Origin of the sequence: Ekhidna lutea (genome assembly GCF_900188325.1) — a bacterium.
GTDB classification, from domain to species: Bacteria; Bacteroidota; Bacteroidia; order Cytophagales; family Cyclobacteriaceae; genus Ekhidna; species Ekhidna lutea.
This window is the reverse complement of the sequence record NZ_FZPD01000002.1, coordinates 730,587-746,257: the sequence shown is the minus strand read 5'-3', so window position 1 is coordinate 746,257 and position 15,671 is coordinate 730,587. Positions and strand designations below refer to the sequence as shown.

At 38.2% G+C, this 15,671-nt stretch carries 15 protein-coding genes; 8 read left to right on the top strand and 7 right to left on the bottom strand.

The features are described from left to right. Positions 1–27: 27 nt before the first annotated feature. Entirely contained in the window at positions 28–792 is a 765-nt protein-coding gene (locus tag CHB71_RS07085) for a glycosyltransferase family 2 protein (RefSeq protein WP_089356197.1), read from the bottom strand. Continuing rightward, entirely contained in the window at positions 789–1,823 is a 1,035-nt protein-coding gene (locus tag CHB71_RS07080; RefSeq protein WP_089356196.1) for a Kelch repeat-containing protein, read from the bottom strand. The genes CHB71_RS07085 and CHB71_RS07080 overlap by 4 nt, the downstream gene beginning before the upstream one ends. On the opposite strand from CHB71_RS07080, the gene CHB71_RS07075 reads away from it, so the two are divergent. From CHB71_RS07075 to CHB71_RS07045, 6 genes are all read left to right on the top strand, one after another. After that, on the top strand, positions 1,818–3,239 hold the full coding sequence (locus CHB71_RS07075) for a hypothetical protein (protein ID WP_089356195.1): 1,422 nt from the start codon (positions 1,818–1,820) through the stop codon (positions 3,237–3,239). The genes CHB71_RS07080 and CHB71_RS07075 overlap by 6 nt on opposite strands. A 156-nt stretch (positions 3,240–3,395) precedes the next feature. Beyond that, positions 3,396–6,266, top strand: a complete 2,871-nt coding sequence (locus CHB71_RS07070) for a PD-(D/E)XK nuclease family protein (RefSeq protein ID WP_089356194.1) — start codon at positions 3,396–3,398, stop codon at positions 6,264–6,266. Positions 6,267–6,356: 90 nt separating this feature from the next. After that, a complete protein-coding gene (locus tag CHB71_RS07065; protein ID WP_089356193.1) occupies positions 6,357–6,911 on the top strand; it encodes a DUF4251 domain-containing protein in 555 nt (184 codons plus the stop codon). A 160-nt stretch (positions 6,912–7,071) separates the two neighbouring features. Further along, the gene (locus tag CHB71_RS07060; RefSeq protein WP_089356192.1) at positions 7,072–7,959 is read left to right on the top strand and encodes a hypothetical protein; all 888 of its coding nucleotides are present in this window, start codon (positions 7,072–7,074) and stop codon (positions 7,957–7,959) included. Positions 7,960–8,148: 189 nt separating this feature from the next. Further along, positions 8,149–9,018: a hypothetical protein gene (locus CHB71_RS07055; protein WP_089356191.1), complete on the top strand. Its 870-nt coding sequence runs from the start codon at positions 8,149–8,151 to the stop codon at positions 9,016–9,018. A 309-nt stretch (positions 9,019–9,327) separates the two neighbouring features. Continuing rightward, complete coding sequence (locus tag CHB71_RS07045) at positions 9,328–10,059, top strand: pentapeptide repeat-containing protein (RefSeq protein WP_144017355.1); 732 nt, start codon at positions 9,328–9,330, stop codon at positions 10,057–10,059. Positions 10,060–10,137: 78 nt separating this feature from the next. Here CHB71_RS07045 and CHB71_RS07040 read toward each other — a convergent pair whose 3' ends face one another. The 3 genes from CHB71_RS07040 to CHB71_RS07030 are packed head-to-tail and all read right to left on the bottom strand — an operon-like array spanning position 10,138 to position 12,395. Then, the gene (locus CHB71_RS07040; protein ID WP_089356189.1) at positions 10,138–11,004 is read right to left on the bottom strand and encodes an ABC transporter substrate-binding protein; all 867 of its coding nucleotides are present in this window, start codon (positions 11,002–11,004) and stop codon (positions 10,138–10,140) included. A gap of 15 nt (positions 11,005–11,019) precedes the next feature. Further along, complete coding sequence (gene arsS / locus CHB71_RS07035; protein WP_089356188.1) at positions 11,020–12,057, bottom strand: arsenosugar biosynthesis radical SAM (seleno)protein ArsS; 1,038 nt, start codon at positions 12,055–12,057, stop codon at positions 11,020–11,022. A gap of 2 nt (positions 12,058–12,059) precedes the next feature. After that, complete coding sequence (locus CHB71_RS07030; protein ID WP_089356187.1) at positions 12,060–12,395, bottom strand: arsenosugar biosynthesis-associated peroxidase-like protein; 336 nt, start codon at positions 12,393–12,395, stop codon at positions 12,060–12,062. Between the two features lie 84 nt (positions 12,396–12,479). Between CHB71_RS07030 and CHB71_RS07025 the strand changes: the two genes are divergently transcribed. Next, positions 12,480–13,487, top strand: coding sequence for a quinone oxidoreductase family protein (locus tag CHB71_RS07025; RefSeq protein ID WP_089356186.1), 1,008 nt, complete (start codon positions 12,480–12,482; stop codon positions 13,485–13,487). 259 nt (positions 13,488–13,746) lie between these two features. Further along, positions 13,747–14,160 carry a hypothetical protein gene (locus CHB71_RS07020; RefSeq protein ID WP_144017354.1) on the top strand — a complete coding sequence of 138 codons (414 nt, stop codon included), beginning with the start codon at positions 13,747–13,749 and terminating at the stop codon, positions 14,158–14,160. Here CHB71_RS07020 and CHB71_RS07015 read toward each other — a convergent pair whose 3' ends face one another. Continuing rightward, positions 14,161–15,420 carry a tetratricopeptide repeat protein gene (locus CHB71_RS07015; RefSeq protein ID WP_089356184.1) on the bottom strand — a complete coding sequence of 420 codons (1,260 nt, stop codon included), beginning with the start codon at positions 15,418–15,420 and terminating at the stop codon, positions 14,161–14,163. Positions 15,421–15,507: 87 nt separating this feature from the next. Continuing rightward, positions 15,508–15,666 (bottom strand): hypothetical protein, encoded by a 159-nt coding sequence (locus tag CHB71_RS18795; protein ID WP_179213330.1) that lies wholly within the window; start codon positions 15,664–15,666, stop codon positions 15,508–15,510. Positions 15,667–15,671: the final 5 nt, after the last annotated feature.

Sequence of the window (15,671 nt, the reverse complement as noted above, 5' to 3'; positions counted from 1 at the left end):
TGACCAAATCAATTTATCATTGGATGGCTATTGCTTATGCTTGTTGCTTATTGAAAACAAAACGAGGGTAAGTAATTTTTTATACACATGATTCCGAAAGGACTTCTTGTGAAAAATTGATAGTGTATAAAGTAAGCTCTCAATTATATTAGCCACATTAGCACCTGAAAGGCCCATTGCTTTTCCATGCACCCTTGGCTTATGATTAATTTTAACCTCCTTAAACTTAGCAGATTGCTGATATTTCATTTTGACTATAATCTCTAAATCATAAGAAGCGCCAGTGCTCCAGCTACCTATAGCCTTTAACTTTTGTGAATCAAATATTTTGAGTCCGGAATTGACATCTTTTAGTTTTAACTGAAAAAATGTTGTAATCAGATGATTAAAAAAGGTTGAAGCAATTTTTCGATATACGGAATCTTTACGGTTGAATCGATAGCCTGTTAAAATGTGATATTCAGGAAGATATTCACAATATTTCGTGATATCTCGCATGTCATATTGAAAGTCACCATCGGTATAGCCTATATATTCGTATTTGCAAATGGCAACACCTTGTTGGAAAGCACCTCCAACATTCAGGTTCTTTTGGTTGGTATGTATACGTAAAAATGGATAGTGACTTTGTAGAGACTTTAGTACTTCTTCAGATTTATCAGTACTACAATCATTCACAGCAATTATTTCATAGTTATTGAAATTGGATTTTAGCGTTTGATCGAGTTGAGCTAGTAAAGAAGGAAGTGAACCTGAATCATTATAGACTAGAATGATAAATGAGATATTCATTGCTTTGGAGAGTAGATTCTGTGTAATCCACTGACAGAGACTCTTGGGTGCTTGCCACCGGATATTAAATGGATTTCATTATTGATGACTCCACCTACTATTCCATGGCGTCCTTCAGGTAAACTTTCATGCTGCATCCACTTTTCTTCTATTAAGTCAAAAACCTCAATTTCGCTATAGCAACTCCATACGTTCTCACCTCCAAATGTGAAAATCTTATCGTCGAACACAACACTGGAGAAACCACCTCTTGGAGTCGGAATAGGTTGCAGTAAACTCCAACTTTCAGATTCAATATTATACTTTTCTAAATGGTCCAGATTAAACCTTAAGTCGTCTTCCCTCCCTGAAATGGCATAAAGATTTCCTTTATAATATTCCATTCTCATGTGGTCTCGAGCGTATTTCATAGGCGCTCGTTCTGTCCACATATTAGATTCAATATCATATTCAAAAAGTGAATTGGAAATTTCTCTTTGTGAGTTTATTCCTCCCACATACCAGATCTTTCCCTCGCCATAGCACACCCCGCCTGCTCCTCTCGCTTCTGGCATAGAGGCCAACTCTTCCCAGGATTCAGTTTGTGGGTGGTACCTAATGAGTATATTGTAAGGATCCCATTTTGCAAACATAAAACCACGAATCCTGATACCTAATGGCTTGATTCCACCAACTACATAAACATATTCACCATCCGTTACAACTCCTGGATGATTGACGTAGTAAGGGACATCAGGAAGCCGATTCCATTCATTTTTTTCCCTATTGAAAACATGAAAATCGTTCAGCGTCTGTGCTAGCGAATTGATTCCACCAAGGATATAAAAGTTATTCCCAATTGCAGTGCCTCCTGATTCGGTCCGCTTTCTTTCTAAAGGTGGTCCAAGCGTAAAAATTCCATCTTTAGTTTCTACTTTTTCAGTTACTGGAGAGATAGATAAAAACCAATATAAATAAATAAATATCAGAGAAATTAATCCGGTAAACAGGAGGATTATCAGATTTTTAGTGAATTTAGACTTAAGATGCATAACCTTATTTCCAGCAATAAGTGGGTCCTGATTTTTATTGTAATAATAGCTCAAATTTCTTATTACAATTTTAACGCACCGGTTACAGGGGATCTTGCATATTTTAGCTATTACAATTTGATGGTGAAAAACGGCTTAAGCCCTTACACACTAAGTAGCTTTGGTTACACACCTTTATCTATTATAATTTCTGGTTATACCGCCAAACTTTTTGAAGGAATCATTCCATTTGAGTATGTGATGAGTGCGCTTGGTATGATTAATTACTTAATGCTTTGTTGGCTTATTTATTCAACAGTCAAAAAAATTCATAAAAGGAATGATATAGCCACTTACTCACTGTTATTGTTTTTGGGAGTGGGAATTGTGGGAAAGATTTCTACTGTCATACTTGATCCAAAGGTTTTGTTGAGTACTTTATTTGTATCTGCTTATTATGCCCACCTAAATAAAAGGGTGGTACTTAGTTTCTTCCTGGCATCATGTGCAGTTTGGGTGTGGCAGCCATCAATTATTATATTACTAGGGTTGATACTTTTGGTACTCCGCAAGGTAAGTGTAATTAACTGCTTTTATTACCTGGCAGCAGGGACTTTATTAGCTTCAATTTTACCAATAACTTATCTTTTATCTAGCGGGCAGCTTCAGGATTTTATTCAAACCGCAATAATTGACCGGTTTGTGTGGGCTACTGAAGAACGAAACTTTTCACCATTCAAATTCCTAACCTATCCATTTTATCAAAAATATGTTTGGGATTTATTATTTTTTATTCTCGCATTAACTGGTTTTTTAGCTTCCCTGCTATTTCGTTTTAAGCAATACAAATGGAAAATTTTTTCAAACGGGTATTTTGATGAATTATTGATAATCACTTTTTTCTTTGTGCTTCTTCTAAATTTGGAATCCGGGAATAGGGATTTATTGACTTTTATGAGCTTCCTGGCTATTTGGGTTAGCTACTCATTCCGATTTCTTAAGATTCATAAATTAAATCTCATTAAGGTTTATGTATTACTTATCCTTATAGGTTTTCTAGATTTTTTTATTCCTTATCATAATGATAATCACACTCAATTAGGATTGGTTGCAGATCAAATTGCGAAAACCAATGATATTAAAAATGGTAATTACCTTACTGTGGGTCGATCTAGTGAAGGCCTTAATGTTATTTGGAAGACTTATCCATATGATTACCGATTAAGGTTACATGTAGTCAATATTGGTTCAAAATATAACTGCAATTCTTATGATCAGGAAATCGGCAATTCTATTCGGTTTATTGTTTTAGACAAATCTCAATTTCAGCCTACTAAAAGCAGTTGCTATTTGGTAGTTGCTGAGGCAATACAACAAAAGCCACATGTCACACATACTTATGGCGATATTTTGGTTTTGGATTTCATAGCTAGGTAATTAGTAGACTTGAACTTTAATCAACAGGCTTGTTGATTGAGGAATTTGAAGAGGTCAAGTTATAAGTATTTTTTTCTTATATAACACATTTAAACATCTCGTAAACCATGAATCGAATCAACAGGAAAATATGAGGGAATTTGCTAACCTTGCCCCATGACCTTTCTCTCTCAAGTTGCCGACCATCTGATCACAAATCACAAGGAAAATCTGGGTGATGTTACGGTGGTGTTTCCTAACCGAAGGGCCGGACTTTTCCTGAAAAAGCATCTTTCCAAAAAGGTAGATAAGCCTGTGTGGTCACCCACGGTTTATAGTCTGGAAGATTTTCTATTTCGCTATTCCAATGTAAAAAAGACAGACACGCTCGCATTAGTGTTTGAGTTGTTTGAAGCATTCAAGACACATCACCCGGGAAGCGAAGGGTTTGAGTCGTTTTATTTCTGGGGCGAGATGTTGCTCAGGGATTTTGAGGAGGTAGATCATTACCTTGTTAACCCCAAGCAGCTGTTTCATCACATCAAGAGTGACCGACAGATTGCCGAAGATTTTTACTTTCTGGATGAAGAGCAGGAAAAGCTCATTCAAAAATTCTGGCAGGAGTTTTTTCCGTCCGCCACCAAATCCCAGGAACAGTTTGTGGAGACATGGAAGATACTCGCTCCTGTATATGAAACATTTAAGGAGCGTCTCCAAAAAAATGGAATCGGCTACACATCTCACATTTACCGTCAGCTTGCCGAGAAAATAGATGGCGAGCAACTTTCTGTAAAAGGACCAGTGATCTTTGCAGGATTCAATGCCCTGACACCTGTGGAGGAGCTGCTGATCAAACACTTCGTAAGTGAAAATCAATCTGAGGTGCTTTGGGATATCGATGCTTACTACCTCGAGAATGATGTGCAGGAGGCAGGTGGTTTTTTACGTCAATATCAAAAAGATAATATTCTTAGAAAGAGCTTCCCGGAAACAATACCATCTGCTATCAATACCGAAAAACATGTGGATGTAACCGGTGTGTCATTGGAAATTGGCCAGGCAAAAGCAATAGGAGAACAAATAGGCGAGCTGCTGGATGATGGTGTGCCACTTGAGGAAATCGTCATTATCCTGCCGCAGGATTACATGTTGTTTCCTGTGCTCAATGCCATACCGGAGCAGGTGGATAAGCTCAATGTCACCATGGGGTATCCATTGAAAGAAACGCCGCTTTTTGGATTACTTGAGGCTGCACTGGAGGTGCAGGAGCACTCACAGCTCTCTGCGACAAACGGGCTTTCATTTTATCATAAGCCTACACTTGATGTACTAAGCCATCCGTATTTATATAAAGAAGAAAAGAACCCACTGGATAAACTCATCAAGGACATTAAGAAGAAAAATCAGGTGAGGGTTTTTCATGATGACATCCAGGAGGTCGGCTCGACTGTACTCAACACGATTTTCCGACAAATTAAAACCGAAGAAAACTACGCGACTTATCTACAACATGTGGTAGAAGTACTGGGTCAGCAAGTGGTCGAGCGGTTTGGCCTGGAGCGGGAATACCTGTACCACTTTCAGCAGATGCTTGCGAGGTTGAACCAGATACTGGCAGCACAATCCACTCAGGTTGATTTAAAAACATTTAAAGGGCTTTTTAGAAAAGCTACCCGGTCTATAAAAATACCTTTTAGTGGTGAGCCAGTCGAGGGACTGCAGGTTATGGGAGTGCTGGAAACACGAAACCTTGACTTTAAGCATGTCTTCATGCTCAACATGAATGAGGATATTTTTCCAGCCGCACAGCGTAATGGTTCATTTGTTCCATACCGTATTCGTAAAGCCTTTGATCTTCCGACGTTTGAGGTACAGGATGCTATTTATGCTTATTTGTTTTATCGACTGTTCCAGCGGTCAGAGCGGTTGTCTTTCTATTACAACATGTATGCAGATTTTGGCATGAGTGGGGAAGTGAGTCGCTTCATTCGTCAGCTAGAGCAGGAGAGCAAATTAACGATCAGACGGAAGAAACTGTCAAACTCCATCCAGGTAAAGGAGCGACTCCCAATATCCATAGATAAGACGGATGATGTATTAGAGAATCTGTCCATCTATACAGATAAGGTGTCACCCAAAGATCAAAAGCGTCTTTCCGCATCGGCACTCAATGTGTATTTCAATTGCAAGCTTCAGTTTTACTTTAAATATGTGCTCCGTCTTTTTTCCGGTGACGAGCTGAGTGATGAGTTGGATAAGCGGAACTTTGGTAACGTACTCCACATGGCGCTGGAGTACCTCTACCTCGATGCGATAGACGGGAAGCCTGATCGATCAATCACTGAAAATGATTTTTTCAAGATTCGGAATTCGGTTGATGGAGCCATTGAAAAGGCCTTTCGCAAGCACTTTGGGATGGGTGACAAGCGGAAGTTTGTTCTTAAGGACCGGAATGTGGTAATGGCGGATCTCATTCGAAAATTTGTGAATAAGATCATTGATCTGGATGAGGAGTATGCTCCCTTTTCCATTGTCAGCCTGGAAAAAGAAGATAAGTATGAACGAACCTTTCGCGTTCAGCCCAATGGATCTGTATATAACATACGGTTGGGAGCAGATATTGATAGGGTGGATAAGAAGGATGGCGCTGTTCGGGTGATCGACTATAAGAGTGGAAAAGATGCCAGGGAAATTGAGAATGTAGATAAAGTATTCGATACCACGCCGGGTACTACCTGGAAAAAGGGCAGAAACAAAGCGGGCTTCCAGACCCTCTTTTATGCCTGGCTGTATACATCCAAGCATGGAAGCAATGATGCGGTGATTCCCGGGTTGCTCAACATGCAGGAGCTCTTTCAGAAAGATTTTGACTACCGCCTCACAGAGGGGGGGGAGCCATTGACAGATGCAAGACCTCACCTGGAGGCATTTGAGTCAAAGCTTGGTGATTTGCTAAAGGATATTTTCAGTAGGGATGTGCCTTTCGATCAAACAGAAGATGAACGAACCTGCAAATTCTGCGATTTTAAGGGTATCTGTGGTAGATAAACAAGGTATACACCACTTTTAACACTTTTTAAGATTTATTGGCATTCTTATTGTCTTTTTCTTGTTGTATAAGCAAGAAAGGAGAAAGAAATGAAGAAGATAGGAATGTACTTAGGATTCGTTTTTTTGGGACTGATGACCTTCTCACAACAACCCCCAAATAATAGTGAGGAGGAAGAAACCAAAAAAGATAAGAAGGAATCGAGGAAGGAGTTTTTACAACAAAACCTTGATACAATAAAGACTCTTATTGAAAACAAAACATACGCACTTGAGGCCGACATGCTGAGAGGAAGATATGATACCTACAATATTTTTCAGGATAATAACTTCATCAAGGTTATGGGTGATGAGGTGATCATACAGTCGGCCAATGCTACACGAGTTGGTGCCAATAGTCTTGGTGGTCTTACCGTGAGAGGAAGGCTGTTGACGCATGAGATTCAGCCGGTAGATAATGGTGTCAATGTAGTGATGACGGTCTCATCGGTAATTCTTGGAAATTTTAATGTCTATCTCACGGTCAGTGCCAATGGAAATGCTCAGGCAAACCTTAGAGGAAACTTTGGGTTGTACACCACCTTTATAGGTGAGTTTGTTGAAACTAATGACTTAAACCAGTTTCAAGGTATTGTAAGATTTTAGTTAGTGGTAGAGTAGTTTGAGTGATGGCCCTCGCCGGAAGGTGAGGGCTTTTTATTGCACATGGTGTTTTTAATAATAATGCCTATAATTAAATAGGTAAGATTATCAGCCCGTTAAGCGTATTTTCTTGTCCACCTTTGTTATCTAATTTATAGAAGAGATGAAAAGCCGCTTACTCAATTGGTTAATTGGAAACTTTACCGTGCCAAAACCCGCACTGGTTCAACGTCAGTCTATCCTGATTTTTTCCATTCTAATCTTCTTCCTGGTTCTCGCTGAATGGTTCATGGACTTGAATACAACATCATTCAATATTCTCATTCCTTTGCTATTGACCAATGTAATTATAACCATCATTGCTTACACGAATTTTAAGAGTTGGTTGGGAACAGCTCAGCTTTTGATATTGTTGCTCGCTTTTCTGGCTCATTGTTTCCTGGTGCCGGAAAGTTTTCATGTAATGGTATTTTGGATGAGTGTTATTCCGCTTATTGCCTTAATGTTTGGTGATGTAAAGTCGTCAAGGATCTGGCTTGCTATTACACTGATTGGGATGATTTGCGGCATTGTATATGGTCAAAAAACAGTGGGCACCTACCAAATCAATATATCATATGTGGCTTTTGCTATACGAGGAACAATTTTTTGCCTTACCATCGTTTCTTGTTTTTATATCATTCATAATCTTCTAGGTAAGGCAATCCAAAAGCTTGAGAATAAGAATCAAGAGATCAATCAGCTAAATCTGGAATTGATTTCACTAAATAAAAATCTTGAAAAGATTGTTCGTACCAGAACATCAATGATCAAAAATAAAAATCAACGATTAACAAAATATGCCTTTATGAATTCACATTTAGTGCGAGCTCCTTTGGCAAACATTTTAGGTGCCATTGAGATATTGGGAGAAACAGAAAGCATGGAAGAATATGAGCAAATAATGAATATGATCGCATTATCTGCCACTAATCTTGATAATGTGATTAAAGAAGTTGCTTTAGAGTTAAGAAGCCCTGAAGACTTGACAGTGAACGGTACCTACAATTGATTTGCTAGACGTATTGCTTTGATTTAAAAACATCAATTAACATCTATTCTTTTGTAAAGACGTTATTAAAGACCCTCTTCATACATACAATTTTAAATCCTCATTGGTTAAAAGTGGGGATTTTTTTATTGTTCCCTTAGAGTTTTATCCATATCTTGGCATTGATCATCAGCTAAGGACAATAATTTAATGCGAGAGCTATTCAAGGATTGGCTCCTAAAAGACTATAACGTACCAAAGTCTGAAGGAGTACAGTTCATAACCATCTTAATGCTTACCATACTTATTGGTATGCTTGCTATCGGTGAATACTTGGTAGACCTAAAGGCAACAACACTACCCCTTATCCTTTCACTTTTTGGTGCCAACCTGATTTTGTTAGGTGCGGCTAAAAGATTCGGTAAGAGTGTGATCGTTGGCAACCTCCAATTATTTGTGCTTTACCTCATGTTTCAGCTTACCTTTATCACCTTACCAAATGTATTTCATGTGATAATATATTGGATGCCGACTATACCACTTCTGGCATTCATGTTTGGTAATTTAAGAACCTCGCACATTTGGTTGGTTATAATATTGATAACACTGGTTTTAGATACAGTGTATGGAAATAGTGTAATGGGGCAGTCATATACGGCTGAAATTCCTTACATGCCTTATGCTTTTGCCGCAAGCATTTTTACCATCACATTTGTTGCTTGTTTCTCTTTACTTCACAATCTACTTGGGAGGTCTTACAGTAGGTTACGTTCAAAGAATAGGGAAGTAGTAACGCTTATTGGTCAGTTAAAAGAAATGAATGATTCGCTTGAAAAGATTGTGAAAGAAAGGACAAAGGATATCGAATTGCAGAATAAGAAGTTAAAGCGATATGCTTTCATGAACTCTCATCTTGTTAGAGCGCCATTGGCTAATATACTCGGAGCTGTAAATCATCTGGACAGTAGTTGTGACAGTAGTGAGCGAACGGAACTCTTGAATATTGTTAAAGTCTCAGCCAATAGTTTAGATGATGTAATTAAAGAGGTTGGGAAATCTTTATCAGAAAAAGACAATTAAGAAAAATAGATTTCTACTTTGATTCCATTATAAAAAAAGGTAAATTCATTACGGGTTTAGTCAGTCCTGACTAAGTCCATCAGGAGGTTAGATTGGACCTTGTAATCCACGGGTTACATAGGCCACACCAACCCAAAGGCGAGTAACCCTCGCCTTTTGGATTTTATACGGAGTAAAGCGCCATTCAACTCCTTTTTTCAACCGATCTCTTTGTAACTGTAACCAATTGCTTTCTGCTAGGTATTTATGATAGATGCAACTTTTTAGCTTTTGCTGCATCTATATATTAGACACCTGGAAATTACAATCATGGAAATATCTACATCTTTATCTACTAAACTGCGAATTGCAATACTGGTTTTATTTAGTGCTTTTGTTTTTAGAGCTTTCGCTCAAGAACAAGTTAATGCCCGGAAAATAATGATGGACATAAGAGAAGGCAAGGACATTAGTTATGAAAATGTCACTGTCATTGGCAATCTTGATTTCACATATATGGCTGATAAATTGCCGGATCTTCCAAAGAAGTCAAAATGGTGGGGTGATGGAAATACGGTTGAGGAGTCAATTGACGTAGCAATTTCATTTGTGAATTGTACTTTCGAAGGGGATGTGCTAGCATACATCCATGAGGATATGTCTGAATATACGTTTATTGCAGATTTTGACAAACGTGTAACATTTAGCGACTGTGAGTTTAAAAAGGATGCAATGTTTAAGTACTCTGATTTCGATGGATTGACAGACTTTTCAGGATCATCATTTTTACGAGAATCTACTTTTAAATATGCAGAATTTGATGAGCGAGCTGACTTTTCCAGCACAAACTTTGATGATGATGCCACTTTTAAATATGCCCAATTTGATGAAGGAGCATCGTTTAAGGATGCGGTTTTTCAGGAATCATGGAACATCAAGTACATGAAGGCCAGAGGTGAGTTTGATATCGATGGATTAGACGTTCGTGATGATATTGATTCCAAATACACCAAAATAAATGGCAAGAGTTTTACGAGCTTCTTGTTAGAAACCAGAAACTAATTCTCTTCATATTTATATATACCACGATACCAACTCGTGACTCATAAAAGTCTTTGTTGCTTGCAGCAGAGGCTTTTTTTAATTTTTTGCGTTTCGTTCCCAAATAATACCTCTTGTGGTTTTTGCATCCTCCACAATTTTAGCTTCGCGTAGCGAGTAAAGCACACCTTCAAGCATTTTGTTGCTTACCCATCCATTTGTGGACCACTCCGTAGCATGATACCATCTTTCTGCATCCTTAGTAGTAAGGCCATATCGGTCAGAGACCAGCTGAACAGCATTTTCGAGATTCATGAAATTTTGATTGGCATTGTGAATGATTTTTAAGACTCTGCTTAAAGTAGCTGGATCTGATTCAATGATCTTATTGGTAGCAGCTATCATGAAACATGGCCAGGGAGAAATAAACTCATCTACTTTTTTTAGCAGACCTTTTTCCACGTAAGGTTTCGTGGTAAATTTTTCCCAGTAGAAAATTTCTGCATCCCCATTTTCAAGTGCATCGATTCCACCATTCACATCTTTCACCTGTACAAATTGTTCTTCTTCAATGCGCTGATCTTTCATCATAGCATTCACAATCGGCATGAGGTGTGATCCGGAACCAAATCGGCTGATGGCAATCTTCTTGTCAAATATGGATTCTGATTCTGGCATAGGAATGCGTGTGTGTGTATGGATTCCCCAGGTCAAAGAGGTCTTCACATAGCCGCTTACAATTTTGGAAGGGTTTCCTTTTAGAATATCAGTGACAATTCCCTCAGTCAAGAGAATACAAATGTCCACTTCATCTTTTCTTAAAGCCTCCTTCATGTATCCGGACCCGCCCGGAAAGTCTTTCCAGGTTAATTGAATGTCCTCTTTACTGAACCATTCATTTTCAATGGCTAAATGAATAGGCAGGTTGAAGTGTTCTGGCACTCCCCCAATTCTGATTGTCTTCATTTATGAACTCAGATATTATGTAGTCGCTCCACCACAGCTAGACCCTGCTCCAGCGGTGCAACCGTAACAGTGTTGGTTTAGGATAATTTCTCTGTTAGACAGAGCTTTCAAATCAAACTCACTTATGTGACTTGGAGCATTTACTTTTAGCTCCAGCATCTGATTGAAATCACAGTCGTAAAGATAGCCATCCCAGCTTACGCTCAAAGTGTTTCGACACATTACTCCGGCTGCTGCCGCAGGATTAAATGCGTTTACTAGCTCATGCATATAGTCTTCATATTTTTCAGTTTTGACCAAGTACTCCAGAAAACGACTAACCGGAAGGTTTGTAATCGCAAAGAGGTCATTGAACTCAATATCATATTCCAGGAGTTTACGCTTAAATTGTGCAGTTAGCGTCTCCTGATCACCTGGTAGAAATGCACCGGCCGGATTATAAACGAGATCCAATTTAAGGTCTGTGCCTTCCTTGCCGTACCCAACTGCATTGAGCATTTGAAGTGCTTTAATTGATTTGTCAAACACACCATCACCACGTTGAGCATCGGTGCGTTTTGCAGTAAAGTAGGGCAGGCTTGATACTACATTTACTTTGTGCTTTTTGAAAAACTCAGGTAGGTCATTGTATTTTGGATTTGCAAGAATGATAGTCAGATTACATCTTACAATCACATCTTTACCAATAGCTCTTAGCTCTTCAACAAACCACCTGAAATGTGGATTCATTTCGGGAGCCCCACCAGTTAGGTCTACAATCTTAATATCAGTACCTTCAATTGCATCCAGACACTGCTGCATTGTCTCTTTTGTCATGATTTCCTTTCTGTCCGGACCTGCATCTACATGACAATGTGCACACACCTGGTTACACATCTTACCAACATTCACCTGAAATATTTCTATTCCGGTAGGCTTAAATTGTGAAAAGCCAATGTCGGCCATTTTGTCCTCGAAACTTGGAATGTTGATTGATTCCGCATCATCAAGTACTTCAATTTGTCCCTCCGGAGAAGATAGTTTGTGATTTTGTCGTTTAAGAGATTTAAGCATTCTTACATTAATTTATCATTCACCTGGTTCATCATTTGAACACCATGAACCAAAGCAGCACCACCTTTAATTGCAGCGGTAACATGCACGGCCTCCATCATTTGCTCTTCATCTACTCCTTTTTTCAGAAGATCAGTAGTGTATGCATCAATACAATACGGGCACTGGACTGCATGAGAAACTGCCAGTGCGATAAGTGATTTTTCTCTTGCGGTCAGAGCTCCTTCTTTAAATACGCTATTGTAATAATCAAAAAACTTGTCGCCCAGTTCTTTTTGCCATTCAGTTATTTCGCCAAATTTTTTTAAGTCCTCTTTGTTGTAATAAGTCTCTTTCATTTTCCAGTTTGTTATTGTCGTGAAGTTAAAGCATTAAATTGCCAGCTCATTATTCAATCATACGAAACGTCAGACAAGTTACGAATGAAAGTATACCAACTACGAAGAACAGGGAAGCCTAAGATTTTAAAAATCGAAGAAATTAATGAGCCTACTGCAGCAGCCGGAGAAGTAAAGGTGAAAGTAGAAGCGATTGGAATTAATTACGCTGAAATTTTATCCAGAAAAGGGCAATATAGCTGGGCACCTAAAAAACCATATGTAATGGGAATGGAATGCTATGGAGAGGTGACTCAGGTAGGAGAGGGTGTAAGCAGTTTCAAAGTAGGAGACAAGGTAATCGTTGGTCAGCAGCATGGTTCTTATGCAGAATATACCTGCGCTCCTGAGCATTTGTGCTTCCCTGCATTTGATGGATTTACACCAGAGGAAAATGCAGCCTACCTTGTCAACTTTATGACTGCATGGGTTGGTTTGAAGAAAATGTGTCGGGTTGAGCGAGGGGAGAGAGTGTTGATCCAGGCGGCAGCAGGTGGAGTAGGCACTGCCGCGGTTCAGATTGCAAGCGCATTGGGGTGTGAGGTTTATGGAACCGCAAGTAAAGATGATAAGCTCAAGTTAATAGAAAGCCTGGGTGGTAAACCCATCAACTACCGTGAAAAAGATTTTTATCAAGAGATAATAGCTGATGGTGGTCAGGTAGATTGTGTTTTGGAGACAGTGGGAGGGGAAGTTTTCAAAAAGAGTATGAAATTACTTGCCCCGTTTGGGCGGTTGGTTGTAATTGGCTTTGCCAGTATGAATCTGAAAATCTGGAATCCTTTTTCATGGATCAAAACTTACAGAGATGCTCCTAAAGTAAATATGATGAAGATGGCGACTGAAAGTAAGGGCGTATTTGCCTCCCATATAGGTTATTTAACCGCTAATAAAGAGCTAACATCAGATATATGGGAAGAGTTATTTTTATTTACAAAAGATCATGATTTGCGGCCGGTAGTTGGTCGAATTTTTGATTTTTCAGAGTTACCGGAAGCGCATGCATTCATGGAATCACGTCAATCTACTGGGAAGTTAGTCGTCAAATTATAGTTATTTAACGAAAGTTGATTTTTATCTCTGACAACTCTTTTACATTATCATTTGATAAAAAAAAATACAAAATCCTTTGTTAGGTTGTCAAAACCTTATAAATTCGAAACATAGATAGTGAGTATCTATTTTCCATAGCTGGTTCTTAATGATGAAGGGTTGCCCTAAGCAACCCTTCTTTTTTTTTGCTTTAAAAACTATTTATTACTTTTATCTTATGATAAATGACCGTATCCATAAATTGATTAGGGTGCTAGATATGAACCCCACATCTTTCTCAGAAAGTTTGGAGGTAAGTGTAACGGTCATTTTCAATATTATTAAAGGGAGAAGAAGCAAGCCAAGCTTTGACCTCATCCTCAACATCCTGAAAACGTATGACAAGTTAAACGCCGAATGGCTGATCAAGGGTGAAGGTTCTATGTGGAATGATGATATCGTAACTTCCGCGGAAATCGCTCCTACTCATGTGAATCTTCAAGCCAGAATACGGGAGTTATTTGTTAAAATGCGCCTGGAACAACCTGAATCTCACGAAGTGTCTGAACTTGAGGAGTTGGTTAATTTTATGATGGATGAAACCACGGAACAAAAGAATAAACTCATTCTACTTCACGAAAGACAAGAGGGCATGCTGAATGTTCTTAAACAAAAGTTAAAACTGAAAGTCTGATTACTTCAGGACTTGTAGGTCTACTAAATCCTTAATGATGCTTCTTCTAAGGCGTACTTTCTGGTACCAATTGAAACCTATTGTAAACAAAAGGAGGGCCAGGAGACTACCTGAAATTAGTCTTGAATAAAACAATATAGAAGCAATTTTTTCTTGTTTAGCAACCTCATCAAAATAGCGCTTGGTAATCAAATCCATATTATAGCGTTTGTCAATGCTCTGGATTTCTTCTTGTAGATTCAAGTAGTTGTTGAGGTTTGCAGAATACAGATCTTCATATTTTTTTGACACATTATAATTGCCTTCATCAAAATATAAATTAGCTATTAATTTCAGGACACTAAAAGTTTGTGGTTTTTGATCAAGCTGGGGGATTAAATCTTCTGCGTGATGGTAAAATGCTAAGGCAGCATTTGTGTTTTCTTGAGCTGTATATAAATTTCCTTTATCTACGAATGTTTCAAAAAGTGCTTTTTCTTTATAAAACCTATCATTAATAGTTTTAGCAGTATCGATTGCCCGATTAAACCACTTGTCAGCATTAGTGAAATTTTTTGCAGACAATTCTACTCTGCCTAAAATCTGATAGGTATCAATTAATTCTTTCTGAGATGGAGATCCTTGATTTAAAATTTTTAAAGCAAGAACATACGCTTCTGAATATTTTTTGTTGTCAAGGTATATTTGAGAAAGCCTGTTATTAATATCAAAAAAATATGGATGTTCCGGTGAAACTAATTCAGAAACCTGGTTTAAAAGTTTAATTGCCATTTCATCATTACGCATTTCGTTAAATAATCCTGCCATATTGTATGAAATGCTAATAATCTGTTTATGATTGTCAACATACTTGGCAAGATCGAGTCCTTTTTGATAATATTCTATTGATAAATCAAAGGCTTTGAACTTTCTATAGATTACACCGCAATTTTTATAAAGCGAGATAAGATTTTTCTGCACATCTGGATACGATGAATCTTCTGCATATCGGATAGCTTCTAGATAATAAACTATGGCTTTACCGTAATCCACCTGCAACTTATCATGTATATATCCCAAAATGAAGTTTGACTGAACAATACCATACTCGTGATTATCAGATTTCGCCTCATCTAAAAGCTTATGACTTAATGTAATAGCTGAATCGGTATGCGATTTCATTATCTCAATAATGGAACTTATTGATTCTTCCACCTTATCAGCAGCTGATGAAGTTCCAAAAAATGATAGGAGTATTAGAACGGTTGAGATTATCCGCATTAGAACTTAACTGTTTCTTGTTGCAATATAAAAAAAAACGCCAACACTAATGCTGGCGTCTTTATGAATTAGATGAACTGACCAATTTTAGCCACCACCACCCGGGGGATCGGTATGATCGTCAGGATCAGATGTCTGATTCAATTCAATATCTTCTACAATTTCATCCATAGCTGCGTCTTCCTGGCATGATGTAAACGCAAATGCTCCTACTAAGAGAAGAGCTGTAAATAGTTTTCTTTTCATAACTC